Origin of the sequence: Ruegeria sp. HKCCD7303, assembly GCF_013111185.1 — a bacterium.
Classification (GTDB): Bacteria; Pseudomonadota; Alphaproteobacteria; order Rhodobacterales; family Rhodobacteraceae; genus Ruegeria.
Genome location: NZ_WVRE01000006.1, coordinates 268,497 through 294,683 on the forward strand (window position 1 = coordinate 268,497; position 26,187 = coordinate 294,683).

The following is a 26,187-nucleotide window of genomic DNA, read 5'->3' on the forward strand; positions in this document are numbered from 1 at the left end:
CCAAGAAGGGGGCTGGCCCCCTTTCACCAGCTTACCGTGCGCGCACCGTGTCGATCATCAACTGCACATTCTCAGGATCCGCATCTGGCGTGATCCCGTGGCCCAGGTTGAAGATATGTGGCCCCTTCGAGAACGCCTCAACAATGCGCCGCGTTTCATCCACCAACGCCTGCCCGCCCGTCACCATATGGGACGAGGCCAGATTGCCCTGCACACAGCCATCAACCTGTACATGCTCGGCCGCCCATTCCGGCGACACCGAGTTGTCCAGCGCGACGCAATCTACACCTGTTGTTTTGGCAAACCCGATATACCCTTCGCCCGCCTCACGCGGGAATCCGATGACCGGTATGCCTGGATGGCGTTCCTTGATGGCCTGAGTAATCACCCGGCACGGTTCGACCGCGTATTTATGGAACGCCTCACCTTTCAAGGACCCCGCCCAACTGTCAAAGATCTTGACCACCTCGGCCCCGGCTTCGATTTGCGCGGACAGGTATTCGATCGTTGCGGCAGTGATACGTTCCAACAAGGCCTCAAACAGCGCGGTGTTCCCTTCCCGCAACGCGTGCGCGGGGCCCTGATCAGGCGTGCCGCGCCCTGCGATCATGTAAGTTGCGACCGTCCACGGCGCGCCGGCAAAACCGATCAGAGTGGTTTCCGACGGCAATTCGCGCGACAGAATTCGTACCGTTTCATAAACGGGCGACAGTGTTTCATGAATCGCGTCAACCGGTTTTAGCGCGTCAAACTCGGATTGCTGCGTGATCGTCGACAGGCGCGGGCCTTCACCGGTCACAAACCACAGATCAGCGCCCAGCGCCTGCGGCACCAACAGGATATCGGCAAACAGGATCGCGGCATCAAACCCGTAACGACGGATCGGTTGCAATGTGACTTCGGCCGCAAGCTCAGGGTTATAGCACAAGGACAGGAAATCGCCGGCCTGTGCGCGGGTGGCGCGATACTCGGGCAAATACCGGCCCGCCTGACGCATCATCCAGATCGGCGGCACATCCTGCACCTCACCCGCCAGCGCCCGCAGCAGTTTCTTTGTCTCGGCCATATTCGCCCCCAGTCATCCGGTTTTCGCAACGGGTCGTCCTTCGGCGGCAATTTGTCAAGCGCAGCCCCCATTGTCAGGGCAATGTGACGCGACTAAAGCTGTGAGCATGACTGTGAATTTGCCCACACCCGCATCGCCCCTCAGAATCGGCACCCGTGGCTCGCCGCTTGCTTTGGCGCAGGCCCATGAAACACGCCAACGCCTGAGTGATGCCTTCGACCTGCCCGAAGATGCATTCGATATCGTGGTAATCAAAACAACGGGCGACAATCGCGCCATGATCGATGCTGATCGACCGCTGAAAGAGATCGGCAACAAGGGTCTGTTCACCAAAGAAATCGAAGAAGCGATGCTGCGCGCTGAAATCGACATCGCCGTGCATTCGACCAAAGACATGCCGGTCGCACAGCCCGACGGCCTTGTGCTGGATACTTTCCTGCCGCGTGAGGACGTGCGAGATGCGTTTATCTCCCCGCGCTTGGGTTCCATCCACGAACTGCCCGAGGGTGCCGTTGTTGGCACCTCCTCGCTGCGTCGCCGTGCTCAATTGCTGAACCGGCGTCCTGATCTGAAGGTGGTCGAATTTCGTGGAAACGTTCAGACGCGACTGAAAAAGCTGGAAGATGGCGTGGCAGATTGCACCTTCCTGGCGATGGCGGGAATTCGACGTCTGGGTATGGATGATGTCCCGGCAAGCGCCATTTCCCCTGACGATATGCTGCCCGCCATCGCGCAAGGCACCATCGGCATTGAACGGCGCAGCGACGATATGCGTGCGGCAGAAATGCTTGAGGCGATTCACCACGCGGAAACAGGCCAACGGCTGGCGGCCGAACGTACGTTGCTGGATGCTCTGGACGGGTCGTGTGAAACGCCGATCGCGGGTCTGGCCGAAATCAACAATGGCGCCCTCAGGTTGCGTGGCGAAGTTCTGCGACCAGATGGAACGGAAACCGCCAGTCGGGATATGACGGGCGCAATCACAGACGGGCCGGAAATGGCCCGCGTGATGGCTGCCGAATTGCTTGCGCAGGCTGGACCGGATTTATTTGATTGGAAAAATTCAAAATAAATTCTTCGAGTGTGAACTGGGTCACTGTAAAAGGCGATTTCTTCAGGCATTAAAGTGACATACCAACCAGGAAGTCAGGTCAGTCTCGAAAGTATCGAAAAGTTTTCAGATTGCGGTGATTTAATCAGTATTCGAGGGGGCGAGGCTGGCCCCTGACTTCCAGAGGTGACGGGTCGCAGTTGTTATCAACAGCGACCCGTTTTTTTACAATGATCAGGAAATTGCAGCCACGGCGTGGCGTACGGCTTCTCTGGTCTGATCCAGATCGGCCTCGGTCACCGCTAATGACGGGTACAGCTTGCCCGGAGCTTTGAAAATCCCATGCGACCGCAAAGCGCCATTATACGTTGCGTTGCGTGCAGGGTCGTCGTGACTGGCGCTGCGGTAGTCCCTGCATTCGGCTTTGGTAAAATAGATATCGAACAAAGTCTCGTCTCCGCAAATCCGATGCGGAATGCCGGCTTCGTTCAGCGCGTCCTTCTGCATGTCTTGCAACTGCCGCCCGATACCGCGCAAGTGTTCATAGGCCCCATCACGCCGCAGGATTTCCATTGTTTTCAATCCCGCAACCGAAGCCACCGGATTGCCCGACAAAGTGCCCAATTGCATCAGCCAGCCGTCTTCACCGACTTTCGATTTGTCGAAATGCTTCATGATCTCGGCGCTGGCGCCTAAAGCCGCCAAAGGAAACCCGCCGCCGGTGATTTTGCCCAAGGTGCAGATATCCGGGGTCACGCCATAACGTTCCTGCGCCCCGCCATACGCCAGACGGAACCCGGTGACGATCTCATCGAAGATCAGCAGCACATCGTGTTTGTCGCACAAATCCCTCAGCCCTTGCAGGTACCCGGGCAAGGGCGGAATGATCCGCTGCAACGGTTCGACCATGATCGCCGCCACATCGTCATGCTCGTCCAGCAGGGCCGCGACAGCCTCAAGATCATTGAACGGCGCGATCAGCATCTGTTCGGCCACGCTTTCGGGAATTCCGGCACTGTCGGGCACGGCCTGAGGGAAATTGACCCGACGACTGGGCGCCAGACTCATCTGCGCTTCGGCGCTCATCCCGTGATAGCCACCTTCGAACTTGAGGATCTTGTTGCGACCCGTATAGGCCCGTGCCAGCCGAATGGCATACATGTCAGCTTCGCCACCTGACGCAACAAACCGCACCTGATCACAGCAGGGAACGGCCTCGATGATGGCTTCGGCCAGTTCGATACCCTTTCTGTTATTGGCAAAGAAGGTCATGCCTTGCGGCAACTGTTCCAGAACAGCCTCCATCACCTCGGGGTGACCATGACCGAGCAGCATCGGGCCTGAGCCGATCAGATAATCGACATATTCGTTCCCGTCCTCGTCCCAGACACGGCTGCCTTCGCCACGGGCGATTATGATACCCGGATCAAAATTGCCAAACCCGCCTGCGGGTAACACAGACTTTGCGCGGGCGATCCATTCGGATTGAGTTTTGATCTTCAACATGTGACCCGATCTCCAACTTCAATGTGTTGAGTGTTTATCGATAAACTGCGACCGGGGTGCCAAGCGCATTTTCGTCCGGATGCACACCCAGTCCCGGGGTTTCGGGCAGGTGCAGGTGACCATCAATATTGCGCGGGCCACGACCGCCCGCAATATCGACCGTAATCATATCCTGACACGCCCAGACTGCGTGGAAATTGTCATCCGGGATGGTGGCCGCCAGATGCAGCGCCTCGGTATCGGCCAGAACCGTGCCGCCGGTGGCCATCACAAACATATCGATACCATGGGCCAGCGCGATATCCCGCATCCGAGCCGCCTTGGTCAGTCCACCAACGCGGTTCAGCTTGATCCCGAAAATTTCGGCAATACCATCGCGGGCGATCCGGGCTGCATCCTGCAAAGTCACCAGAGTTTCATCCACGGACACAGGCGAGGCATGCAGCCCCGAGATTGCCGCAATATCGTCCAGCGTCTCGCCGGGCTGTTCGAACATCACGTTCAGATCTTCGCAAGCGCTCATCACCCGCAGGGCTTGCTGACGAGACCAACCCCGATTGACGTCATAGAGGACAATCTCGCCCGGTCGCCGGATGCTTTCCACATCGCGGACCCGAGCGATATCGCGTTCCACGTTACCACCAATTTTGACCGAATGCGCAATGTAACCCCGGCTGCGATAGCGTTCCATCACTTCGCGGGTTTCTTCGACAGTCTTCGCTCCTACCGACGAGGCAATCGGGCGCGGTGTGCGCGACCCACCGCCCATAAGATCGGCAATGGGCAGACCTGCGGCCTGACCTGCAATATCCCAACAAGCCATATCGATCGGGCTTTTGGCGTAAAGATGCCCGGGCAATGCCAGATCCATCGCCCGTTCCACGTCCAGCACCTTGCGCGGATCGAGACCCAGAATGAAAGGTGCCATCGTTTCGATACCAGCGCGAATGCCTGGCCCGTGGGCAGGAACATAGGTGTGCCCCCAAGGGGTGCCTTCGCCCCAGCCGACCAGACCGGAGGCGGTTTCGATCTTCACAATCGTCGCATCGAGCGTTTCGAACTTCAGCCGCCCGCCAGACAGCCAATAGGGGTGCTCCAACGGCAGGTCCACCTGATAGACGGTAATGGACTTGATCTTCATAGTGTGTACTCCGCCACCGGCGCACCGAGGCTTTCAAAGTCAGGTGCCACGCCCAAACCCGGCGTGTCGGTTGCATAAAGCTTCCCGTCTCGGGCCGTCGGTCCACCGATGCCGGTTGATCGAGTGTTGTAGTTCATCAGATCAGTTGTGTTCTGCAGATATTCGGGCGGGGTTGAGGCAGCAAAATGTGCCACCACAGACGTCGTGATTTCGCCCCCCCACGTGTCTTCGCTGACAACGGGGATGCGGTTGTCTATCAGATAATCCCGCACACGCCGCGCTTTGCTGATGCCGCCAAGATTCGAGATCTTCAGACAACAGATCTCGGCCCCACGATCCGCAACAATCCGCTGCGCCATTTGGATGCCTGTTACACATTCATCCAGTTTCATTGGTTGCTCGGCCACACGGCGCACCTGTTGGCATTCCTCGTAGGTACGACAGGGTTGTTCGAGGATGAAATCCAGGTCGCGCGTCGCGCGCGCCACCCGAATTGCATTGTCAACACGCCACCCCTGATTGGCATCGGCCATCGCTTTTTCGTCCGGCTCCAACAGCGGAACAGTCGTCCGTATCCGATCGATGTCCGTGGCCCAGTCACCCCCGACCTTGACCTGAAACTGGCGGTAGCCCTGATCGCGATAGACATTCATCTCGGCTACCGTTTCATCCACCGCTTTCTGCGGGGCCACCCGGTACATCGGCGCACCGTCGGTCAGCTTGCCGCCCAGCAACATCCAAAGCGGCTGATCACACGCCTTACCCAAAATGTCCCAGCAGGCTGCATCGAAAGGAGACTTGGCATACCCATGGCCCTGAACCAGTTGATCCATCAACTGTTCGATCCGTCCGACCTGACGCGGGTCTTCACCCAACAGTTTCGGGGCAACAAGCCGCGCCAGGGCTGTTACGCCCTCGGAATGCGCGACCATATAGTTTTCGCCACACGGCGTGAACTCGCCACAGCCCTGAAAACCCGCGTCAGTATCCATAACCACGACCGAGGCGATGGCCGTTTTGATAGCGTTTCCGGCGCCCCAGACATAAGCACCACCGACATAGGGCAGCCCTGTCTGATAAACCCGAATTCGTGTGATCTTCATTGCGCATCCATTCTGGGTAGATCTCCCATGCCCTCACCGCGCCACAGCACAAAGGTCAGGATCGGTTGATCCGTTGTGACCATGGCATGGCTTTGCCAACTGGAATGCAGACGTGTCTGGTTGGGACCAACAAAAGCCGCATCACTCTCAACCTTGAACACCGCGCCACCAGCCAGCGTCAGATAGATTTCTTCGGCTTGATGGCTGTGCCAGTCATAGATCAGCCCAGCCCCCCAATACCCGATATAGCCACGCAGCTGAGTTGAATGAAAATGGCCGGTTGGGCCAAACAGCTCGTAATAGCCATACCGGCTGAGAAAATCCGCGCCGACCTCTTCCTCTGTGTATGTCTGTTTCCAATGGGCCAGATGAGTGGTTGCCTTGACTGCGTCGATCAACGGCTGAGTCAGATCGCTCCCCCGAAAGTCGCAGTCCCGCACCAGATCCGCCGCAGGAACATGACTTGGCTCTGACATCGCAACAGACAGATCAGAAGGCCATGCGCCAAAGGCCGACAGGTCAGGATGTGCCTGATGTACATGCCGCGCGGCCTCCAAAACGCTGTCCAGTGTCATGGAATCACCACTATGTTTCCGGTGTGCTCTTTGGCGATGAAGGCAGCTTGTGCCTCACGCAACTCCTCCAACGGATATGTCGCTGCCAAAGCCGGTTTGATTTCACCGGCCTCAATGTAACTCACAAGGTTCGTCATCACCTGCGGGTCAATCACGGTCGAACCCGTAAAAGTCAGGTCGCGCAGATAAAAGGTGCGCAGGTCAAACTCGACCATCGGTCCAGCAATTGCACCTGAGCAGGTGTAACGTCCGCCGCGTTCTAAAATATCGATCAAGTGCGCCCAATAGGGACCACCGACCACATCGGCGACCACGGTGATCTTTTCGTCACCCAACGCCGTGCGCAGGTTTTCAGGCGCCCGAGGTAGAACCTTATCGGGACCAAGCGCCGCCACAGCGGGATGCTTCGCTTCAGATGCCATCGCGATGACCCGCGCACCGCGCCGCTTGGCCAATTGCACCAACGCGCCGCCCACACCGCCCGATGCTCCGGGCACCAGCACGGTGTCTTTGTCGTTCACATTGGCTCGGGTCAACATTCCTTCGGCGGTAGAGTAGGAACAAGAGAACGTTGCCAGCTCTGCATCCGACAGATCCGAGGAAATCGGCACAGCATTGACCGCAAGGGTCGTCGCGTATTCAGCGAACCCACCATCGCGTTCCGAACCAAAATAACCGGCCTTGTCCATGTTGCCGGGATCAGCGGAATCACGCAGCCAACCGTCGGTAATCACACGCTCACCCACGCGCCGGGGGTCGACCCCTTCGCCAACAGCTACAATGTGCCCGCAAATGTCAGCCCCCTGAATTCGTGGGAAAGTTATTGGGTTGCCACCCCAAGTAGGGTCTTCTTCGCCAACCTCTTCAAAGGCGCCGCCGGTTGTGGCATCGGTCACAGTCTTGGAGTACCAGCCAGATCGCGTGTTAACGTCGGTGTTGTTCAAGCCGCAGGCCCCAACCTTGATCAACACTTCTCCAGTCGCCGGTTCAGGACGCGGCCAATTTTCGTGCAGGACCATCTGTTCCAGCCCGCCATGGCCCATCGTAACCATAGCCTTCATTGTTTCAGGCAAGCTCATTTAGCGTTCTCCACCAATGCGTTAGGACAGGACAACACTGTCAGTGTCTTGCCCGCTTTCAGAAATGTCCGGTCAACGCGCGCCTCACAACGCGCTTGGCCCTCCCCTAGGAGCAACGCGCAAGCACCATTGTATCCGCCTTCAACCCACGTCATGTTCTGATCAAAGCACCGACAAGCTGCAGCCATCGCAGACACTGGAGGTGGCGTTTTGTGCGCGGGCATGGTCGTTCCTCATTCCGAGTCGCGTTTCTGCTCGACACGCTAATTTCACATTTGTACCATCGTCAATCATGAATGACACAAACATATCACAAACCGTTCTGAACCGCCTGACTGAAGAATGGAACGCCCTAACGCCAGAGGCGCAAAAAGCCGCGCGTTATGTGTTGGAAAACCCAACAGATGTGGGGGTTTCGACCGTCCGTGAAATAGCAGAGGCCGCCAAAGTTAAACCCAACACATTTGTGCGGATGGCGCGGCAGGTCGGCTTTGACGGGTATGACGATTTCCGGGAACCCTTTCGCGACGCTATTCGCAAGGGGCAAGCCTCTTTTCCTGACCGTGCCCGCTGGTTGCAGGACATCGGCAAATCTGGGGAACTGGGCACGCTTTATGCTGACATGGTTGGCGCAGCGATCCGCAACATTGAAGAAACCTTTGCCGGAATTGATGCCGACCGCCTGAAGAAAGCGGCAGAAGACATTTGGAACTGCCGGCAGATTTTCACTTTGGGGGTGGGCGTCAACAATTCGAACGCACGCAATTTCACCTACCTGGCGTCCACAGGGATGAAGCAATTCCACGCTATTCCACGCCCGGGATCAACACCGGTTGACGATTTGGCTTGGGCTGATGAACAGGACGTATTGATCGCCATCACCTGCCATCCTTACCGCACGGAAGTGATTGAGGCGATCAAACTGGCGCGGCAACAGGGACTGACCGTTGTGGGGATCTCGGACAGCCCGGCAAGCCCTGTGATACTGAACGCGCATCACGGTTTTGTTGTGTCCGCAGACACGCCCCAATTCTTCCCTTCCTCCGTTTCGACCATAGCATTGCTTGAAACTCTGCTGTCATTTGTGATCGCCGTTTCCAGCGACGAGATTGTTGAACGGGTCGAACGTTTCCATCGCCGGCGGCATCAACTTGGCCTTTACGCCTTTGAACCGGATTGATCCCCTCTAACTGGCGTTTTCGGCAAAACCTTTGACCCGCAGGTTTCGCCTGGCCCAAACCTCACTTCCGGTGCCTTAAACGCGAATCCTGACATGCCTGTGCTTCTCAGATGTTGAAATTCTGGGAGTGATACGTGTCCAATTTCAACGCGTACCGCCTTGAACCTGTTCTATTTCAAGGATTTCCGGGAATTTGAAGAAAACTGTCAAACCGTCGACAAATGGCCTTGTATTTCCAGCGTTTGCAAGGATATACCCGTCGGCGGAGACGTGGCCGAGTGGTCGAAGGCGCTCCCCTGCTAAGGGAGTAGGCGGGAAACCGTCTCGAGGGTTCGAATCCCTTCGTCTCCGCCATCCACCACAAATGTATCCCGCCATTTCGGTCTGTGCAGGGGCGCAGCTAAACGCTCGCTTTTTTGCGTCAGCCAATCAGCACTGCACGGATCATCGCATAGAATTCAGGTTATCGCAGAATATACCTCGGCAATTCGCTGGACGGTCCAATAGCAGGCGATGGCTGCGCATCCCACTGCCAAGCCCACACGTGTCGACATCCACAAACTGGCATTCATGCGGTGGCAAATTACTAGCGCGGGCCATAACGCTAGAATGATGGCGACCTGGCCAATCTCAACGCCAAGATTGAAAGCAAGCAGGCTCTGCCAGATGTCTGGTGATGTAACTTGCAAAATCTTGTGCAGCACAAAGCTGAAACCCAGCCCGTGCAACAGACCAATAAGCGAGGTCAGCAGGACCATTTTGGCCTCAGACTTCGCGTTGCTCATGAACGCAGCGGCGGCCGCAATAACGATTGAAATCGCGATTCCGGTTTCGACGGCGGGAACAAACCACGCGCCTGATGGTACAAACCCGAAAAAGCCAAGAGACAACGTGATGCTATGCCCGACAGTAAATCCGGTTGCGCGCAACAATAACGCTCTGAGTGTCTGAGCGCCGATGACCAGACACACAACAAACAGAACATGATCCAACCCTTCCAGGATATGACGGATACCTTCCCAGACAAAACTCAGAAAACCTCCGTACCCTGCTTGCTTGATCTCCAAAGGCTCGATCATCAGGCCCCGAGAGCGGAAAATCTGTGGTGTTTCAGATGCGTAGTCGAGAATGAGGTTGGCCGTTTGATCCTGACCCGGCAGGCCGGGGTCCAGCACATTGGCAATGCTGTATGATTGGACTGGGCGGTCACTCTTGTAGTTCAGGACAAGATCGACAATCGTGTCACCGACGTAGAGCGGTGGCGCAAGGTCTGTTTCAAATTCAACGGCTCTTTGAGCTTCGTCCAAAGTCGCAAATCCGGGCTCATTTCCTACCCGATGCAAGCGAATTGCCTCAACCATTCCCCTGAGACGCTGATGATCGATCGACAGATGCAAGCCGTCCTCGGCCAATTGCCCCAATCCTTTGGGATCGTTCATAAAAGCCTGCAAGTCGACAAAGTGGACCAATAGACCATCACGCATGGCATTTGTCGTAAATGGTGCAGCTTCCGGCAGGGCATCGCCGTCGGTGTTGCCAAGCTTATCCGCAACCAAATAGGGCATGGGCGTACGCATGTAGATTCGCAAGCCGTCCTCGGTATGCTCGATATGCGAAATTCGAACGTTGAGGTTCAGTAGAAAATGCGCCGAGGCAGATAGAGCCAGAGACAAAAGCAAGGTGACAACCAAGATGCCTAAAGCACAGTGTTTTTGTCTTAGACACTTACGCATTTGGATCGCGAGCCTCGATTACAGTTAGTCCATTCAGTTTCCATTGACCGGCTTCCGGCACGATCTCGATCAGCGCCCGAAACGTTACAGCACGTATGTGGGCGTGCCCCCAATGGCCCCCTTCTGCCTGCACCGACCATTTAACCAACGTCTGAAAGCCGCCCGGTTCAGAGATCGGATCGAGACGCTCCAATTCTGGACTGCCAATATCAGTTGCTGCGGCGAGGCTGCCCCCCGGCGTGCGGATCGTGAGGCCCCGTTCAATCTCTGCTGCGATGTCGTCCAAAGACGCCGCAGTTACAATTGGCGTCAGTTCTGCCTTTCTCGCGGTCGGCGTCGTTTCCAAATTCACTGTGTTCAAATTCTCGATCATCGAACGCAAAATGCCTGCCGCAGTCTGCGGATCGGGAGGCGACGCGTTCCGCCAGGCCAATGCCGTAAAAGATCCAGAGAAATAGACGGTTGCCGGGACAGCGAAAATCAAGACTGCAAGACTGACGCGTTTTAGGACTTTTCCTGTGCCTGCCAGCACCAAAAGCAGCGATACGGCGCTAATGATCCCTGTAGCCCAAGCTAGCCCGGGCCTTGACTCTTCTGGCCGTACTACGGGTATTTGCGAGACCGATTTTCTTTCATATTTCAGTAGGTGGTTTTGCCAGTGGAATTTCGGGTCCACAGGGGTCACCGCCCCGAAAAATGGTCCGGCAACGTCGTTGGAAATCGTTGCAACACGGGAAATCTTTTCATCAAACATGTCCCATGTGACCGTCACGTGTTCAGGAAGGTCCGCCAAAGGAAAAGATAGGATCGCTCCAACAAATGCATTGTTCGAGGACACTTCCTTTCCGGGTTCGACAACCTGAAAACCCTTTGACGTTAGCGTCAAAAGCTCTGCCGTTGCTATTGCCGGCTGAGCGGGTTTTCCATCGATGGACACCGCATTACGCGACGACAAAAGTTTTGCGGCCCTTTTTGTAATCTTTGCGCCGTGTTGTGGCGAAAGCTTATCGCCCACCCCGACTGTTTCATCAATCCAAGGTGCCAATTCGTGCAATCGGATCAGGGTTTCATGCCGAACTTCCCGCGGCTCAATATATAGAAAGGTCGATGTCCCATCCTGGTTTTTTCGATTCAGGTTTTTAGCGGAGAACCGGGAATACCAAGGATCAGCCCAGTGAATTTTCAATTCTGCCGGTTTTGAAAGGAACTTGAAATCCGTGACCGGAACGTCCCGATCAAAGACCTGCATACCGATGGTCGCAAGCGGTTCACCTTCCCGCGACGGTGGCAGAATAGTCAGCGTTTTGGGGTTTGGGGACAGAAACGGGTAGAACACGTTGACGAACAAGACGCGTGGATCGGTTGGCGGACTGGGAACAATTTGGCCAGAGAACGGATCACGCTGACCCGCAAGCGGCGACGCACGGTCTATACGCTTTCTGTATTCCACTTTTCTGATCTCAGGCGAAAGCGCCGGCCCATCACCTATAATAACTGACAGACCCAGGCTTTCATCGTGTTCAGGACTTTGCTTCAGACGACGCCCATTTCCCCCATGATCTGGCACCCATCGCTGGGGTAACAAACCTGCAAAAAGCGAGACATCGTCGACGTAGATTTCAAGATCCAAATAAACGCCATCCTCTTTGACATGAAAGATGGCGATGTTGGGTGCGACCTCGGACCCGTTGAATAGAACTACATCTGCCAAAACAGTCTGCGTGCTAGCGGCAAAAAAACCGAGCACCAGCAGTTGTCGATTCAGATACCGCCAAACTTGAATGTTATTCACCCTCGAAATTCAACAATGCCCACAGTTCTACGCGCGATCCTACCTTAGTGCCCTTCCGAGCAAACCGATTTGGGCCGACGACATACCGCAATGACTGAAAATGGACATAGGCTCCGCAGTCTCTGGGCTGGTTTCACAAGCCTTGGCGACAATAGCACCCGCGCAACTTGAACCGGACGCAACCCGTGGCTTTATAAGATTTCCCAGTTTCACATACAGCCGGGCAAGACCGCATCGCCTACCTTGTTATTGATCCGGCATTGGCGGTGGCGTGTAACCCTCCCATTTGCCCGCTTTGACTTTGTCTGACGGTTCTTTTTCTTTTGAACGCGGGGCATTGATGTACTCGTCGCTCACAGATGGTGGTAGCACATAGTCGTCAACACTCGCTTCCCGAACAACGATCTGGTCTTTGGTCACGTTGATCACCTGAAGATCCCGTGCGAGCGTGAGTGGTCCATCGTACGTCGATCGGACGCCTTCCAAAATCGCCTGGTAGTTTTCGGGCGAAAGAACAGAGTGATAGCCCAGCGCCATACGCGGTTCGACCGCGGACATCACTTTGCCAAAGGCCGCGGGTTCGGTATGAACGCGGGTGGCAACATAGGTCGCCTGTTTCATATCCCAGCCAAAGTACGGGGCCAGTGCATCAGGTGGAAGAAACGCCTCATGAGAAGCGATGTCCGCTCCTTTGGCATATTCGACATACCATTTGTTCGGGTAAGTATCTCCGCCGAAGACGTATTTCAGTCCATTCCATTCCAAAGAATAACTCACCGAGCCATCTAAGCTGTGGATCGCAGGCCAGGAACGGATCGTGACGTCGTTCTCCTGATAAACGATCTCGTTTTCCTGCATGTAATCGAATTCAGTGACTTCAAGCTTGGCGCCATCATCCGGCAGCGCTCCCGTACGTGTGGCCAGATCCCAAGCATAGGCTTTTGACATGCCCTCAACATAGGCTTTGGTGCCCAGTTCATCTTCTGATCCGGACGGGCCGAAGATGCGGAGCGGAGTGTATCTTCCCGACAGCCACCCCCCAACATGCAAACCCATGAAGTCTCCAACATGGTCGACATGCAAATGGCTGAAGAAAACCTTATCGATCTTGGCAAAATCCGGTCGCAGCGAGAATAAGTTTCCGGTGGCACCAGTTCCAACATCAAACAGAAAAACTTCGCCGTTCCCAAGTTCGACATAAAACGAAATCGAAACGGCCGCCTTGGTTTGGTTTGGCATCCCGGTCCCCAATGCCGTGATACGCATCTCATCCTCAGCAAGGACTTCGGTGTTTGGGAAGTACGATGCGGGATAGACACCGTTTTCGATTTCAGAGGCGCTTCGACCGGTCGGCAATGCGTTTTGCGCCAAAGCGGAGCCAGCCAAAATGAGACTTAACGCGAGAAACGTATAGGTTGCGGATTTTGTGATGCTATTCATTGATCCCCCCTACTTTGCTAGGCGCTTCGGAGAACACGATGTCGTGAACTCCTGGTTCACCATAGACTTATCTACGGTACTCCCATAGACTGCTCTATGTCAAACAAAGAATGCTAAAATCTGAATGTCCGAAACTGTTACCCGAGCGTCACCTAGAAACGCTGCAACCAAAGAAGATTGGATTTTGCTGGCATACAAGTTGCTCAACGAGGGCGGAGTCTCCGCCATAAAGATCGTGCCTATGGCAAAGCGACTTAACCTGACCAGCGGCAGCTTCTACTGGCATTTCAAAAATGTCCGGGAGCTTCTGGACGAAGTGCTCAGATATTGGGAGCAAGAGTTGACGGACAATGTGATCGAAAAAGCAAAAGCGTTTGAAGGCTCACCTGAAGACCGCATTCTCCTACTCATGAAGAAGGTCATTGAAGAAAATGCAGCCGTGCCTGATCACGCCGTTTCAGTCTGGGCGAACACTGATCAAAAAGTGAAAGCAACGTATCAAAGAACCATCGGCAAACGCTTCCGATTCGCCGCATGGATGTTTGAACAAGCCGGGTTTTCAGTTGAAGACGCGAAATCACGCGGACGGCTTATGGTTACATCACTAATGGGTGACTCTTCGACTGGCCTGAAAGAACAAGGCAATTGGGAAGAGGTAATAGAACGGGAACACGCTATCCTGATCGGGAAATAGACGATCAAAATTTCCAGAACGGCGAAATACTGGCCAATTTCAAGTCTGGCAATCAGTGCAGTTAGTGTCCGTCGCCATGTTATTTTGGGGCTATTGGTGGTCTGATTTAGGTTCGGGACTCATAGCCTGTAAACGACGAGCACTGCGAGTGCTAAAACCCTTCCAAACACTCCATTCTTGGTCACAAGTTGAGGTGTTGCGTGGATCCATTGAGCCCACCGAGCAAAGCTACCGTTCAGTTTTCATGCGGTTCATAAGGGTCTGGCGCCCCTGGAGGGATTGGTGGGTATTTTTCGAACGTAGCGATGTGTTCCTGCAATTGAGGCAGCGCCTTTTCGGCCGCCCATGTGTGCGGAAAAAGTACGCTTTCACGCTCATGTGGATCGTTCAAAAGATTGTAGACCCTTGGCGTGTCGAAGGACTCTGTCGCTCCGAAGGCCGTCGTATTCTCTTTGAAAAGAACCTTCCAATCCTTCCATTTGACGCCAAAAATCTGTTCCCCCATGTAAACGATCACGCCTTCTCGGTTCGAGTTTGGCTGGGCACCCAGAAAGAACCCGGATTGATCGATGCCATCAAAGGCTCTGTCTTCAGGCACCTTGCCACCTGCAAACGCTGCAAGTGTTGGGTAGAGGTCCATCGAGTGGACGATATCGTTGCTTTCTGAACCTGCGGGAATCTTTCCCGGCCACTTAATCGCGAATGGCACGCGCATGCTGCCTTCAAGGCTGGTGAAGAGAGTGCCCCGCCATGGCCCGGCCGTACCATGCACCGCCGGGACCGGTGACACGTTGGCGTTTCCAACCGGCAGAGCTTCAGGGCCGTTGTCAGCAGTAAAGATCACCACCGTGTTGTCCGAAATGCCCGCACTTTCAAGCGCATCGACTATCCGACCGATGTAGGTGTCTGTCTGCCGCAATATGTCCGCCCAAACGCCTTTCCCAGTGGCTCCGTCAAACTCTTTGGACACGATATTTGGATAGTGTGTTTGAGTGTAGGCAAGATAAACGAAAAACGGCGCCTCTTCCTTGCTCTTGTCTTCGATGAAACGGATAGCCTTCTTTGTCAGGTCACCGTCTATCTCGCCGCGATAGTCCAGGTCGTAGTCCCGCGCCACAGTCGCAGGTTTGCCCGCAACACCCTGCATGACAACAGGTTCTTCCATGTTTGCGTCGGCAAAGCCCGGGAGCGAGCGCCAAACGGTTACATCAGTAGTCTCAACACCGTAAAACACATCGAAACCCTGGTTCGTGGGATAGCGCCCTTCAGTCCAGCCGAGGTGCCATTTTCCATACATGGCCGTGTTATATCCTGCGTCCTTGAGCATCTCGGCCATAGTGATCTCCCATTGAGTCAGACCGTAGACACCGCCGCCCAGAGGGACTGTATGGTTACCGCTTCTGATGCCATAGCGCCCCGTCATGGTTGCTGCGCGAGAGGGAGTGCACTGACTTTCAACATTGAAGTTTGTAAGCCTCAATCCCTCAGCGGCCAGCGCGTCCATTTCAGGAGTGGCCGTTCCACGGATTATGCCGCCACCGTTAAATCCCGGTTCACCCCAACCGAAGTTATCAAGAAATATGAAAACGATATTCGGCTTGTCCTGAGCTGAGGCGGTAGTGCCGACCAGAAAAGACAGCAACAGCAGGATTATTGGATAAAACAGAGTCATGCAGAAGCTCCCCCAAAAATACAACTTCGTCGACATTGGCGAAAAAATGGACCAAGGGTCAAGACTGGCGCCCCTTGTGGGCTCGCAACGGCCTTGCGGCGATGAAGCTGACCAAATTTGGTTCTGCTCCCGATAGCAGCCATCGCCAGATTTGCGATGCTCCCGGCTGTTCAACACCTTGACCCAATGTGTCGACATTCTTGCCCCACAGTAGTCGTTCACACAAATCGGACTGACCGACCGCTCCGTACCAAGTCTGACACATCCACATGTTGAGTTTCTTAGCTTTGCTTACTGAAACTGCGACGATGCATGTGCATCACCACCGGTGCGATCACCGGCTGGAGAACCCACTTGGATTGACAATTAAGCAACAAGAAAAGCCGCAGGCAGTAAGGCAAGATGCCCAACATCAATCTGGATCAGTTTAAGTAGTTCTGAATTCCATCACGTAGGCAAGATATTGTGGTTGACCCTGAACAAGTTGTCGGGGTCATAGTTACCCTTGATCTTGGAAAGCTTCTCACCGTTTTCACCATATGCTCCGGCCATGTGGTCCGCTTCGTCTTCGGGCATGAAGTTGACATATGCACTTCCGCTCGCGTGCGGTTGCATCTGGTCGTAAAGCTCTCGCGCCCAATCAATACATTCGGCATCCTTGCCGGGGTCTTCCCAACGCGTGTGAACATTCATGATGAAATGGGCGGATCTTTGGGGATAGGCGGTCGAACCGGCCTGAACACGTGCCATTGCGCCACCCACATGGGCAATAAAGACTTCACACGCCGGGTCTGGAAGACTGGAAATCGCTTTCAGAAGTCCTGAGATTGCGTCCGAAGAAAGTGCATCGAAATCGTGGCTTTTCCAGTAATTCCTGGCACCTGGTGTCAACAACGGGTCGAAGGCGGCCTGCCAATCTACGAACTTATGGGGCGAGATCACATCGACAATAGGTTCACCAAGCGCGCGCAATGCCGTCATGGCTTTTTCACCTTCGTCCATCGGTCCGCTGTAGCAGGCTGCAAAGATCAGCACCTCTCGCCCATGCCACTCAGCTGGCAAGAACGGTAGAGGGGGCGCTTTTCGCATCACGCTCCAGACGGTCAGCTCATCCGGGGAAGTGTCAGCAATCTTAGCAAATTCTGCGAGGAGCTCTGACGCATTTTCTATCGGATGAACAATGAGGCCAGACAAAACATCGGGTCCGAGTTCATGCAGCTGGAACTCGAATGAGGTCACAACACCGAAGTTCCCACCCCCGCCGCGGATGGCCCAGAAAAGTTCAGGGTGGCTTGCGGGCGAGGCGGTTACAATGGCACCGTCCGCAGTCACGACCTCCGCTGAGAGCAGGTTATCGATCGTCATGCCAAATTTCCGAGTGGTCCATCCAAAGCCGCCGCCAAGCGTGAGGCCTGCGATACCCGTAGTCGAATTGATGCCAACGGGAACGGCAAGTGCATGTGCCTGAGTTTCGCGATCTACGTCTCCTAGCAGCGCTCCAGGCGCAACCCGAGCAGTCTTGGTGACGGGGTCGACGTGCACGGACCGCATCTGGGACAGATCGAGCATTACAGTTTCATCTGCAACAGCGTGACCAGCAATCTGATGTCCACCAGAGCGAACAGACATAACGAGGCCGGCGTCCCGAACAAAGTTCACGGCCTTCTGCACGTCACTGGCCCCCAGCGCGCGGATTACGAAGCCTGGGTAACGTTCGAACATGCTGTTCCACGTTGTTCTTGCATCCTCATATTCAGGGGAGCCCTTCTGATAAACCCCGCCACGAAGCGCTGCATCAAGAGCGCCCAACGCGTCTTGCTCCACTGTTGCCGTACCACCGTCGAGTGTTTTCAGATCAAACATGCGTAAGCCTCCCTATTGTCAGGTCGGGCTTCTTGCAGCGCTGCCTCAGTCGATTTTTTTCCGTCGCGTGGTCCCGCGAAGGCGTTTCACTGAATTGGGAAAATAATGTTGCAGGTCAGGCAAAAATTCCCGGGTCGATGCGATCCACAGGTGTTATCACGTCGGCGGGAATGTTCAGGCGTTCGGCCGCCTTTCTCAGGCTTTCCTCATCCGGGGCTTCATACAAGCAGTAGGTTTTGCGCTTATCTGCACTGAGAAACGAAAAAATCCACTCGACGCCGACTTCGTCATTGATCTCTTTGATGTGAATTTTGTCATCGTCTGTAACGTTTAGTTGCTCGGCAAAATTTCTTTCAATTATGTACCTTGGCATGAAGTCCCCCAGACCAGATTTTTTACCTTAACTCGCTACTCCTTCGAGCTTTGACCTTAGGGAAACCATACTCAATTTCTGTGAAATTGCCAACGCTTCCCCTTCCAGTTGAAACGCCTGTTCCACATCAGCCGGGCGGCCGCGTTGTCTTAGTGCAGTAGCATATGCCGTCTTGCTGTGCGCGACCCAAGGAGGGCATTTCATGCGCGTGTCAATTTCTATTGCCTTCTGGAACATCGTCTCAGCCACATCCCAGTCCTTCAGAACCGTACCCAGACTTCCGAGGCGTCGCGCAGCTGCGCCAGTGCATACTGTCGTGGCCCCAGCGGTGATCGTCAGTTCTTCGTAAGGAGCAAGCATTTTATAGAGCGTCTTGGCGTGTTCTTGATGCTGAATGGCGACACATATGTCGGCCAGATAGGACAAAGTCGTTGAATACATGGCGTCTGGTGGAAGATCGAAGCCATTGGCAGCCATTTCATTCAGTATTCGTTCGGCCGGTTCTTTGTATCCAAGCTCAGCAGCGATAAGACCAAAACCGGGCTTCCATGAAATGTCTTCGGGGCTGTCTGTCATCAGTTGCTTAATCACAGGCGCAACCTCGTGCAGTCGGTTTTGCTCGCGGCGAATGGTGAACATCTGAACCCCGAAGACGCCCTCTACATGTTCCCCATGGGTCTTCCGACCGATCTTGACCGCCTCGGTGGCATGTTTCTCAGCTTGCTCAAAATCGCCGTCCATTATTGCAACCATGGCGCGTGCGTGTTTCTGAACCCAATAGAGTTGCAGATGATTGTCCTTTTCCGAAATCTCAGTGAGCAATTCCAGTGAATGGTCCATCAACGCGCGGTCTGCCATCTCGGCACCCACAAACAGGCTGAGAGTGCGATCTCGCCCTTGATCGATGCTGCCAAGATGCTCGGCCACACCATGCATAGCCTCCAGGTTTTCGCGCCAATGGTGGGCGTCTCTTCCCTTCCGCGCAACAAATGGGGCCCCGAAATGCATCATCATTACCGAGAACTGAGATTTATAATCACCCAGTTTTGCAGCCAGTTCCATGGATTGCTGGCCGTAGCGCGCCCCTTCGGAAAATTGACCGACGAACATGTGGGCGCGTGCAAGCTGGCTCATCAATCTACACCGACGGACTTTGTCATTCTCGGGCAAATCCCTCAGTGCACTATCGCAGAGATCAATTGCCTCACCGTGCCTTTCGCTGGACATCATACATGAGTCAGCGAAGTGGTTGGCCGCGTCAGCGGCCAGCTCTACGTTATGCAAGGCACGGGCTGCGTTGGAAGCGTCCTTCAGAACCGCTATACCTTCGGGCAATTGGCCCAGGCTGTCATGGCTGCGACCAACCAGGATCTTGCTTTTGATCAATTCTGAATCAGAGTCTGAGTCTAGGTTTTCAGCAGCTCGTAGAGTTTCCTTAGCGTTGGTCATCGCTTCCTGGCTGGCAGATCGCGCCAACGCCATTTCTGTCGCAATCTGCCATTTTTCGAACGCAGCCCCCCAATCCTCAGCTTCTGAAAGGTGGCGGGCGACCAGTTCGGGACGTCGCTCGATCTCAGCGGACCGTGTTCGTATCAACGCACGCGCCACGTCTGCATGTTGCTGTTTTCGGGTCGAGCTCAGCATGGACTGATAGGCGGTATCGCGAATAAGGGCATGACGGAATACAAAATGCCCACGATTGTGACCGCTTTCGAAGATTATGCCGGTTCGAGAAAGCTCTTCGAGGCATTTGTTGATATCAGAATCCGCAATGCGCATCGCCGCATTCAATATGCTCGGCTCAAATTCTCGGCCCATTACAGAACCTGTAAGTGCGACTTGTTTTGCCTCGGGCGAAACCGCGTCGAGACGCGCCATCAACGCGCCTTTCAAAGACGACGGTATATGGATTTGCCCGTGCTCTCCCGCCTCGACAATCGCTCGGGTCAGCTCTTCCACGAACAAAGGTACACCATCGGTCTTTTCAATGATCGTAGCAATCAGGGCATCATCCGGTTTCTTGCCTGTAATGTTTTCGACAAGGTTTGAGACATGCGCAGAATCGAACCGGCGCAATACCAGAGACTGAACGTGCGTGTCCCCGTCGTCTCGAGCCAGTTCCCACCCGGGTCTGTGGGTTATCAGGATCATCAGAGGAAGATCGGTGCAGATCGATTTAAACCGCTCCAACAAGGCTTGGGTGGAAGGATCGATCCAATGAGCATCTTCGACGCACAGAATAACCGGGCGCACGCTTGATCGCACTTGCACGGTGTGGATCAAAGTTTGGATTGTTATGTCGCGCTGCTCCTGCGGTGACATCTCGAGCACCTTTTGGGCGAGCGCACTACGAGGTGCGACCAACGCTGCAAAGACAGGCAGAACTTGTTCCCAGTCCAGCCCGCGCCGCCCTTCAAGCATATTCCGAACATGTTCAAGGATCAGATTGTCGTCGAACCCCGGTTCGACCCCAGCGTCCTGAGAAATTCGTTGGGCAACCGGATGAAAGGGGCTACTGCTGAGATAAGGGGAACAGTTCAGTCTTATGACATCGGCTTGGTCGCTTGCGGCGATGTCAGCAAGAAATTCTTCTGTAAGTCGCGATTTTCCAATCCCGGGTTCACCAGACAGCAGAACAACCTCTCCGTGACCATTCTGAGCACGTTGCCATGATTGCAGTAGTATCCCTTTTTCGTAGTCGCGGCCAATCATCGCGCTGGCGGCATCATCGCGATGTGAAGCTCGAAACCGGCTTTCCGCACTGCGCTCAGACACCACTTTCAACAGAGTACGTGGTTCAGCAAAACCCTTTAGCTCTGTCTTCCCAAGGGGTTGAAATTCAAATATCCGATGCAAGGCTGTCTCGGTTTCCTCCACGGACAATACGACCGAGTTTGGTTCTGCATGTTCCTGAATCCGCGCCGCAAGATTGACGACCGGGCCAGTCATAGCCCCTTCTTCATATGTGTTTTCGCCGATGGTATCGCCGACCACGACATCGCCGCTTGCAACACCTAGCCTCACCGACAAGCGCTCTCCGTCCGGTGTATTGAGTTCCCCGACGCGTCGAACAGATTCAAGACCGGCTTTTATCGCCCGAATTGCGTGATCTTCGTAAGCCCTCGGCCAGCCAAAAAACACAAGAAGACCGTCTCCCAGATATTTTGCAACGTAGCCGCCATACCGACTGACGGCTCCGGCAACGGCGTCTTGGTAGTTCTGCAGCAAGCCCCGCATGTCTTCGGGATCAAGCCGATTGGTGAGTTCCGTCGAACCGACCAGATCGGCAAACAAAACCGTTACGTGACGCCTCTCTGCAGTGACCGGTTCACTATGCTTCCGTTTAAGCAGATCATCACTTTGCGCATTATCTGAGGTGGGCGCTTGTTCACGAGCTGCTTGTGATGACGAGGTTACGTGCTGTTGATCGGCGCGTTCGTGGATTGCAGCGAGGATGATCTTGCGATGACCAAGGCTCACCCCGAGCTCTTTTAAATCGTCGCCAGACAGTAGTGGTAAAACACGCGCATCAATATCGTTTTCCGCAAAAACATCTGCGTACTGACTCAGGTCGAGATCATTTAACCACTGGTCTATTTCAGCCGACATCTTAGGATCATGCTGAGATACGCTGCGCTAATCAAGAACTCTTCCTGTTTTGCGATGGCGGCCATCGGCACCTTGTTGATCCGCTCGCAAACCAATTTAAGGTCCAATAGCTGAGCGTCTTCGCGTGATACTACCTCGGTCGATATGTCTTTGAGAAGCTCGGTGTCGTAGGTGCAGACGAAAGGTTCCGGATTGGCGCATTGAAAGACTGTGACCTTGGCTTCGCTGTCCCGTTCTAGCCGCATGGCGACGCTATTGTGGTCAGTCAACATTTCCTGACCTTGTACGTTCACGGAGCCAACATTGAAGGTCATCCTAGCAATTGGGGGCGAGCGTGTTTACAACACAACGGTTTCGGTTCGTTGGCTTGTCTTCTGAAGCCTCTTCCATATCGTTTGATTGATCTTCCCGTATCGGTAGGATGGATTAACCTTCAAAACTGTTTGGGGTTCAGAATGTACAGGTATGTGTTGACAACATTGGCTTTGTGTTATGCAAGCTTACTTCAAGCTGCTGGTATGGAACGCTGGGGTGAATCCGGCGATTGGACAATCCTGATTGATCCCGAAAAGGGCAACGGCTGCCTTGCGTGGAAACCGTTTGAAGGTGACATGACCGTTGAAATTGGCGCAGCGCCCAATCAGGCTGGCGGGTTCTTTGCGGCCTACAATCCCGCCTGGGTTCAAATCGAGGACGGGGCGACCGGGATCGTACAGTTCGATTTTGGTGATGCGAGATTCGAAGGCGAAGCGGTGGGTGTCTTCAAGAATGGTGTGCCCGGTGGCTACGCCTTTTTCGACAACCCGGCGTTTGTAACTGAATTCGGAAAGCGTCAAAGCGTCACGATTATTGGCGAAAGCGGGACCGAGATAGAGCTTGATCTCAGCGGGTCTGCAAAAGCCATCGAGGCGGTTCTGACATGTCAGGCCGAGCAGCCTGAACCATTAAAGAACTAGGTCGCGTCCTGCTATTGCAATTGATTGATGTCCGGCACACAGGGTTGCCTGTCGACAGGCATAGCATCAGCGCCTTCCGGGGCCTTGTTCCTTGACCCACCCACGTCCAGTTTGAACTTTGGCGACGAAAGCTGGCCAGTCACATCAAAGGGCCACGCGCTTCGGGATAGCGGTTTGCCAACGCGACGGGGCTCTGCTCTGATCGCTATGCTATCGTTCAGCCAGTCCACTTGTCCCCTGGCCACCAATTGAACCGATCCCGTTTCAATGACGATGGAGTTTGAACTGACCCGCCCGGCCTGAATATCAACCGGGGCTACCACACAAGTGATGTCGGTGTAGCCTTGTCTGAACTCCTCTGAAAACAGCCACGGGAATATGCCCAGCCCGGCTAACTCCAGTAGACTGGTACTAATGTAACCTTGCGACATCGACAAAGACGCATTGCCGCGCATCGAGTTGACGAAGGCCTTGCCCGAGGCGGGGCTGCCAGAAACGTTGAACTCACCACTCAAACGCCCGTAGGCATCAATACCAATCCCCAGTTCATCAAGGATTTCACCGAATTCCCATCCCGAGGTTGATCCTGACAACGAAAGCCAATCAGGTGAGTCAATCAGATCCATCACCGCCCGCAGGCTGAAGTTTCCGCCACCATAAGCCATCTGAAGAGGTCCGAAATCCACGGTTCCGTCTTTGGCAGACAATTGGCTTGAAACAGATGTTACGCCTTGCTGGCCTACAATCTCTTTGAAATCGATCTGCACCTCAACATCAGCCTCTTTCAGTACACGTTGTACATCCAAAAGATCGGCAGGTTTCCCTTTCTCCTTTGGCAACACCAAGGGCTGAACGTCTGTCTCCTTGGGCAAAACCAGAGGCTGAACTTCGGGTTCAGGTTCTTGTGAGGCCTCGCCTACCAGGCCTTTCAGTTGGTCCAGCACGGCGGTCAGGTTCTTCAGGTCGTTGAGATCGAGCCTCTCGCTCGTAATGTTGCCACGGACGACGGATGCACCTTCGGGAAACCGCGCATCCAAAGCCGCAAGAAGATCGGAAGACCCGGCTTCGAACTTGATTGCGGCATCAAAGTCCTCACCCTGCCTGGAGGTTTCAGCATCGATAGCCATTGCGCCAATCTCGATGGGTTGCAGGTTGAGTGCGGTGAGAAACTGGGCGCTGTCGTCGACGTCCAGTTTCACGTCGAAATCGAGACCGGCCAGCCCTTTTAGCTCGTTGACGGATAGTGCGAGATCAAGCGCCCAGAGATCGGTGCCATAGTTGGTAGCATTAAACCTATTGAGTGAAACCGGCCCGCCCGCATTGGATATGTTGAAATCGGCCTTGATGCCGCCGAACTGGTCGACAAAGCCTTCATCTAGGTTCGGTAATATCAGTTTAGCGGGCCCGTCGAGCATACCATCAAAAGTTACGTCCTGAAGTTGGAGCAGATCGAGGATTTCACCTTCGGCTTTCAGGACCGGCTCCTCGATCGGTCCGGCTTGTAGCGCAATGCCCAGCATGGCCAGGCGACCGTCGGGCATGCGACGTATGCTTTCGATGGATGCTGGCCCAATCACGTCCAGCCCCTGGTCGAATGCGTTGGTTTTAAACAGTAGTTTCTCGAACTCGAAAGACGCCAGAGATCCCACCATGTGCATCTCAAACCCCGAGAACTTCAGGTCCTGGAAGCTCTTTGCCGCGCTCGGCGGCTGTCCCTCAGGGTGAAGGCGGGCATCAAAGATCAGATCGACGCCCTGAGCGGTGTAAAGGTCATCTATCGAACCCTCAGCTTCGAGTTTCTGTCCATCCTCAAGATTTATGGTGGTCGCAAAGCTTTCGATCTTGAGCGCATCCTGGGACACAAGCTCTGCCTGAAACTGGCCGTTGCCTTCCAGAACACGATCTAACCCAACGACTTCGAGAAAATCGCCAAATTCACCGGTGTCCATCTCCAAGACCGCGCGATAACCGCCACCTTCGTCTTCCGCCAATGGCTGACCATCGTAGCTTACCGTCATTTCCCCAAAACTGGCGTGCGTCGTAAACGGCGCGCCGCGAGGGTAGTCGCCTTCGATTTCGAAACCCTGACCGTTGACAGAGCCCGTCCCCGAAACCCTTGTGTTCTGCCCGCCATACAATTGTTCCAGGGCAAGAGATTGGAGGTCGAAAACAAAGGCAAACCCCGAAGCCTGGTCATCTATGTTCAATCCGATGGACGTAAAGCTCACGTTCTTGTCGCTCAAAAACGTAAGGATGCCTTTGTTTTCCGCGCCTTCGTCATCGGACTCGCGAACCTCTATCGACGTTTCCAGAGTTTCTTCTGCCGCGATGCTTTCGGGTTCAGAATTTGGTGCTGAATGGCCCTTGAGCCAGCTTGTCGTGCCATCAGCCGCAGTTAGAAAATTTGCTTGCAGGCCATCTACAACCAGATTGTCAAAGTGAAGGCGCCCATTGGCCAAAGCGGCAATATCCAACTCCAATTCCAGCCGATTTAACTCTGCAAGTGAGGTATCTTCCATTGAAAGGCTTGGGATCACCACGCCGCCGACATAAATGTGGGTAATGCGGCCCGCCGCGATGCGCACATCGTCGTTGACCAATAGTGGTCGGTTGATTTGTTCCGAAAGAACCTGTTCTACAAGTTCACGCCGCATATCCGAGAACATTGGAGCCGCAAGCAACAGCCAAACAAAAGCGACTGCTGCGAATGCCAGAAATGCGACTGTGCCTATTATTCTAAATAACCAGGTCCTCATTCGCTTCCCTGTCGTCGTTACATTGTTCAGTCTATCTGCAATTTTGAGATCGCCAAGCCTGCTGGCAGGTTGGTTCACAAATATGAAGGTAACGCTCTAGGCATTTCATGCCCAGAGATCCAAAGCTGTAAGGATTCGAGCATCCCGTTCGTTTGGGTCCTCACGGAAATGAAACACCCCGTCTTCGACCCACGCTGTCCAATAGGTCAAAAGGACCAGTGTTGGCTCGGGTAGTCACTCACAGATCGATCAAGTCAGCGATTTGGCAGGAACCCCAGATTGCTGCTGAACGTTACATTTCTTCTGTTGCAGAGAAGTTATCTGCGTTTATGTCCCGGAAATACGGGGCAATTTGATCGCCATGGTTAAAAAAAAGCAAAGCCCGTCGATGAGACGGGCATTCTTAACGACGACAATTCGCTAGATTTGTTTACGTGATTAGGGTTTGCACCTCTGAGCTTCGGGTTACGAGGCTGACGGTGTTAAGACGTTAAGCAATTGATCCGGTGGATTTTTTGTAGATCGACCGGGCTGTTTGGATTTTGGTTGCGGGGAGAGGATTTGAACCTCTGACCTTCAGGTTATGAGCCTGACGAGC

General features: G+C 54.4%; 19 protein-coding genes and 1 tRNA gene. 5 read left to right on the forward strand and 15 right to left on the reverse strand.

Going from position 1 to position 26,187, the window contains the following annotated elements; translation table 11 throughout:
• Nucleotides 1-31: 31 nt before the first annotated feature.
• Nucleotides 32-1,066: a uroporphyrinogen decarboxylase gene (hemE, locus tag GS630_RS16630; RefSeq protein WP_171178961.1), complete on the reverse strand. Its 1,035-nt coding sequence runs from the start codon at nt 1,064-1,066 to the stop codon at nt 32-34.
• Nucleotides 1,067-1,172: 106 nt separating this feature from the next.
• Here hemE and hemC point away from each other — a divergent pair, with 106 nt between their 5' ends.
• Nucleotides 1,173-2,138, forward strand: coding sequence for a hydroxymethylbilane synthase (gene hemC, locus GS630_RS16635; protein WP_171620993.1), 966 nt, complete (start codon nt 1,173-1,175; stop codon nt 2,136-2,138).
• 213 nt (nt 2,139-2,351) lie between these two features.
• On the opposite strand, the gene GS630_RS16640 is transcribed toward hemC, so the two are convergent.
• From GS630_RS16640 to GS630_RS16660, 5 genes are read right to left on the reverse strand one after another with little or no spacing between them, the layout of a single operon-like run.
• Entirely contained in the window at nt 2,352-3,623 is a 1,272-nt protein-coding gene (locus GS630_RS16640) for an aspartate aminotransferase family protein (RefSeq protein WP_171178956.1), read from the reverse strand.
• Nucleotides 3,624-3,657: 34 nt separating this feature from the next.
• Nucleotides 3,658-4,764: a mandelate racemase/muconate lactonizing enzyme family protein gene (locus GS630_RS16645; protein WP_171620994.1), complete on the reverse strand. Its 1,107-nt coding sequence runs from the start codon at nt 4,762-4,764 to the stop codon at nt 3,658-3,660.
• Nucleotides 4,761-5,867, reverse strand: coding sequence for a mandelate racemase/muconate lactonizing enzyme family protein (locus GS630_RS16650; protein ID WP_171178952.1), 1,107 nt, complete (start codon nt 5,865-5,867; stop codon nt 4,761-4,763). The genes GS630_RS16645 and GS630_RS16650 overlap by 4 nt, the downstream gene beginning before the upstream one ends.
• Nucleotides 5,864-6,442, reverse strand: a complete 579-nt coding sequence (locus tag GS630_RS16655) for a dimethylsulfonioproprionate lyase family protein (RefSeq protein WP_171178950.1) — start codon at nt 6,440-6,442, stop codon at nt 5,864-5,866. Before GS630_RS16655 ends, GS630_RS16650 begins: the two co-directional genes overlap by 4 nt.
• Nucleotides 6,439-7,521: an alcohol dehydrogenase family protein gene (locus tag GS630_RS16660; RefSeq protein WP_245223239.1), complete on the reverse strand. Its 1,083-nt coding sequence runs from the start codon at nt 7,519-7,521 to the stop codon at nt 6,439-6,441. The genes GS630_RS16655 and GS630_RS16660 overlap by 4 nt, the downstream gene beginning before the upstream one ends.
• 292 nt (nt 7,522-7,813) lie before the next feature.
• Here GS630_RS16660 and GS630_RS16665 point away from each other — a divergent pair, with 292 nt between their 5' ends.
• Both GS630_RS16665 and GS630_RS16670 read left to right on the forward strand, forming a co-directional pair.
• Complete coding sequence (locus GS630_RS16665; protein ID WP_171178948.1) at nt 7,814-8,701, forward strand: MurR/RpiR family transcriptional regulator; 888 nt, start codon at nt 7,814-7,816, stop codon at nt 8,699-8,701.
• Between the two features lie 264 nt (nt 8,702-8,965).
• Nucleotides 8,966-9,055, forward strand: a tRNA-Ser gene (locus tag GS630_RS16670).
• A gap of 104 nt (nt 9,056-9,159) precedes the next feature.
• Here GS630_RS16670 and GS630_RS16675 read toward each other — a convergent pair.
• From GS630_RS16675 to gntH, 3 genes are all read right to left on the reverse strand, one after another.
• Complete coding sequence (locus tag GS630_RS16675; RefSeq protein WP_171238515.1) at nt 9,160-10,380, reverse strand: HupE/UreJ family protein; 1,221 nt, start codon at nt 10,378-10,380, stop codon at nt 9,160-9,162.
• Nucleotides 10,381-10,426: 46 nt separating this feature from the next.
• Nucleotides 10,427-12,145 (reverse strand): hypothetical protein, encoded by a 1,719-nt coding sequence (locus GS630_RS16680; protein ID WP_171712125.1) that lies wholly within the window; start codon nt 12,143-12,145, stop codon nt 10,427-10,429.
• A 327-nt stretch (nt 12,146-12,472) separates the two neighbouring features.
• Nucleotides 12,473-13,666 (reverse strand): guanitoxin biosynthesis MBL fold metallo-hydrolase GntH, encoded by a 1,194-nt coding sequence (gntH, locus tag GS630_RS16685; protein WP_171620996.1) that lies wholly within the window; start codon nt 13,664-13,666, stop codon nt 12,473-12,475.
• Nucleotides 13,667-13,790: 124 nt separating this feature from the next.
• Between gntH and GS630_RS16690 the strand changes: the two genes are divergently transcribed.
• Nucleotides 13,791-14,360 carry a TetR/AcrR family transcriptional regulator gene (locus GS630_RS16690; RefSeq protein ID WP_171178925.1) on the forward strand — a complete coding sequence of 190 codons (570 nt, stop codon included), beginning with the start codon at nt 13,791-13,793 and terminating at the stop codon, nt 14,358-14,360.
• A gap of 235 nt (nt 14,361-14,595) precedes the next feature.
• Here the strand turns inward: GS630_RS16690 and GS630_RS16695 are convergent, their stop codons facing one another.
• The 5 genes from GS630_RS16695 to GS630_RS16715 all read right to left on the reverse strand — a co-directional run bounded on the left by GS630_RS16695 (nt 14,596) and on the right by GS630_RS16715 (nt 22,149).
• A complete protein-coding gene (locus tag GS630_RS16695) occupies nt 14,596-16,032 on the reverse strand; it encodes an arylsulfatase (protein WP_171620997.1) in 1,437 nt (478 codons plus the stop codon).
• A 447-nt stretch (nt 16,033-16,479) separates the two neighbouring features.
• Nucleotides 16,480-17,895, reverse strand: a complete 1,416-nt coding sequence (locus tag GS630_RS16700; protein ID WP_171238520.1) for an FAD-binding oxidoreductase — start codon at nt 17,893-17,895, stop codon at nt 16,480-16,482.
• 115 nt (nt 17,896-18,010) lie between these two features.
• Nucleotides 18,011-18,268, reverse strand: coding sequence for a DUF4242 domain-containing protein (locus GS630_RS16705; protein WP_171092613.1), 258 nt, complete (start codon nt 18,266-18,268; stop codon nt 18,011-18,013).
• Nucleotides 18,269-18,295: 27 nt separating this feature from the next.
• Nucleotides 18,296-21,877 (reverse strand): adenylate/guanylate cyclase domain-containing protein, encoded by a 3,582-nt coding sequence (locus GS630_RS16710; RefSeq protein ID WP_171620998.1) that lies wholly within the window; start codon nt 21,875-21,877, stop codon nt 18,296-18,298.
• Entirely contained in the window at nt 21,862-22,149 is a 288-nt protein-coding gene (locus tag GS630_RS16715; protein ID WP_216599819.1) for a hypothetical protein, read from the reverse strand. The genes GS630_RS16710 and GS630_RS16715 overlap by 16 nt, the downstream gene beginning before the upstream one ends.
• Before the next feature lie 183 nt (nt 22,150-22,332).
• Between GS630_RS16715 and GS630_RS16720 the strand changes: the two genes are divergently transcribed.
• Nucleotides 22,333-22,833, forward strand: a complete 501-nt coding sequence (locus GS630_RS16720; protein WP_171235035.1) for a hypothetical protein — start codon at nt 22,333-22,335, stop codon at nt 22,831-22,833.
• Nucleotides 22,834-22,844: 11 nt separating this feature from the next.
• Here GS630_RS16720 and GS630_RS16725 read toward each other — a convergent pair whose 3' ends face one another.
• The gene (locus GS630_RS16725) at nt 22,845-25,589 is read right to left on the reverse strand and encodes an AsmA family protein (protein WP_171620999.1); all 2,745 of its coding nucleotides are present in this window, start codon (nt 25,587-25,589) and stop codon (nt 22,845-22,847) included.
• Between the last annotated feature and the right edge of the window lie 598 nt (nt 25,590-26,187).

What these genes read in the sequence shown, in the direction of transcription:
- hemE (WP_171178961.1), bottom strand. Translation starts at nt 1,066, where the DNA reads ATGGCCGAGACAAAGAAACTGCTGCGGGCGCTGGCGGGTGAGGTGCAG.
- hemC (WP_171620993.1), top strand. Translation starts at nt 1,173, where the DNA reads ATGACTGTGAATTTGCCCACACCCGCATCGCCCCTCAGAATCGGCACC.
- GS630_RS16640 (WP_171178956.1), bottom strand. Translation starts at nt 3,623, where the DNA reads ATGTTGAAGATCAAAACTCAATCCGAATGGATCGCCCGCGCAAAGTCT.
- GS630_RS16645 (WP_171620994.1), bottom strand. Translation starts at nt 4,764, where the DNA reads ATGAAGATCAAGTCCATTACCGTCTATCAGGTGGACCTGCCGTTGGAG.
- GS630_RS16650 (WP_171178952.1), bottom strand. Translation starts at nt 5,867, where the DNA reads ATGAAGATCACACGAATTCGGGTTTATCAGACAGGGCTGCCCTATGTC.
- GS630_RS16655 (WP_171178950.1), bottom strand. Translation starts at nt 6,442, where the DNA reads ATGACACTGGACAGCGTTTTGGAGGCCGCGCGGCATGTACATCAGGCA.
- GS630_RS16660 (WP_245223239.1), bottom strand. Translation starts at nt 7,521, where the DNA reads ATGAGCTTGCCTGAAACAATGAAGGCTATGGTTACGATGGGCCATGGC.
- GS630_RS16665 (WP_171178948.1), top strand. Translation starts at nt 7,814, where the DNA reads ATGAATGACACAAACATATCACAAACCGTTCTGAACCGCCTGACTGAA.
- gntH (WP_171620996.1), bottom strand. Translation starts at nt 13,666, where the DNA reads ATGAATAGCATCACAAAATCCGCAACCTATACGTTTCTCGCGTTAAGT.
- GS630_RS16690 (WP_171178925.1), top strand. Translation starts at nt 13,791, where the DNA reads ATGTCCGAAACTGTTACCCGAGCGTCACCTAGAAACGCTGCAACCAAA.
- GS630_RS16695 (WP_171620997.1), bottom strand. Translation starts at nt 16,032, where the DNA reads ATGACTCTGTTTTATCCAATAATCCTGCTGTTGCTGTCTTTTCTGGTC.
- GS630_RS16700 (WP_171238520.1), bottom strand. Translation starts at nt 17,895, where the DNA reads ATGTTTGATCTGAAAACACTCGACGGTGGTACGGCAACAGTGGAGCAA.
- GS630_RS16705 (WP_171092613.1), bottom strand. Translation starts at nt 18,268, where the DNA reads ATGCCAAGGTACATAATTGAAAGAAATTTTGCCGAGCAACTAAACGTT.
- GS630_RS16710 (WP_171620998.1), bottom strand. Translation starts at nt 21,877, where the DNA reads ATGTCGGCTGAAATAGACCAGTGGTTAAATGATCTCGACCTGAGTCAG.
- GS630_RS16715 (WP_216599819.1), bottom strand. Translation starts at nt 22,149, where the DNA reads ATGTTGACTGACCACAATAGCGTCGCCATGCGGCTAGAACGGGACAGC.
- GS630_RS16720 (WP_171235035.1), top strand. Translation starts at nt 22,333, where the DNA reads ATGTACAGGTATGTGTTGACAACATTGGCTTTGTGTTATGCAAGCTTA.
- GS630_RS16725 (WP_171620999.1), bottom strand. Translation starts at nt 25,589, where the DNA reads ATGAGGACCTGGTTATTTAGAATAATAGGCACAGTCGCATTTCTGGCA.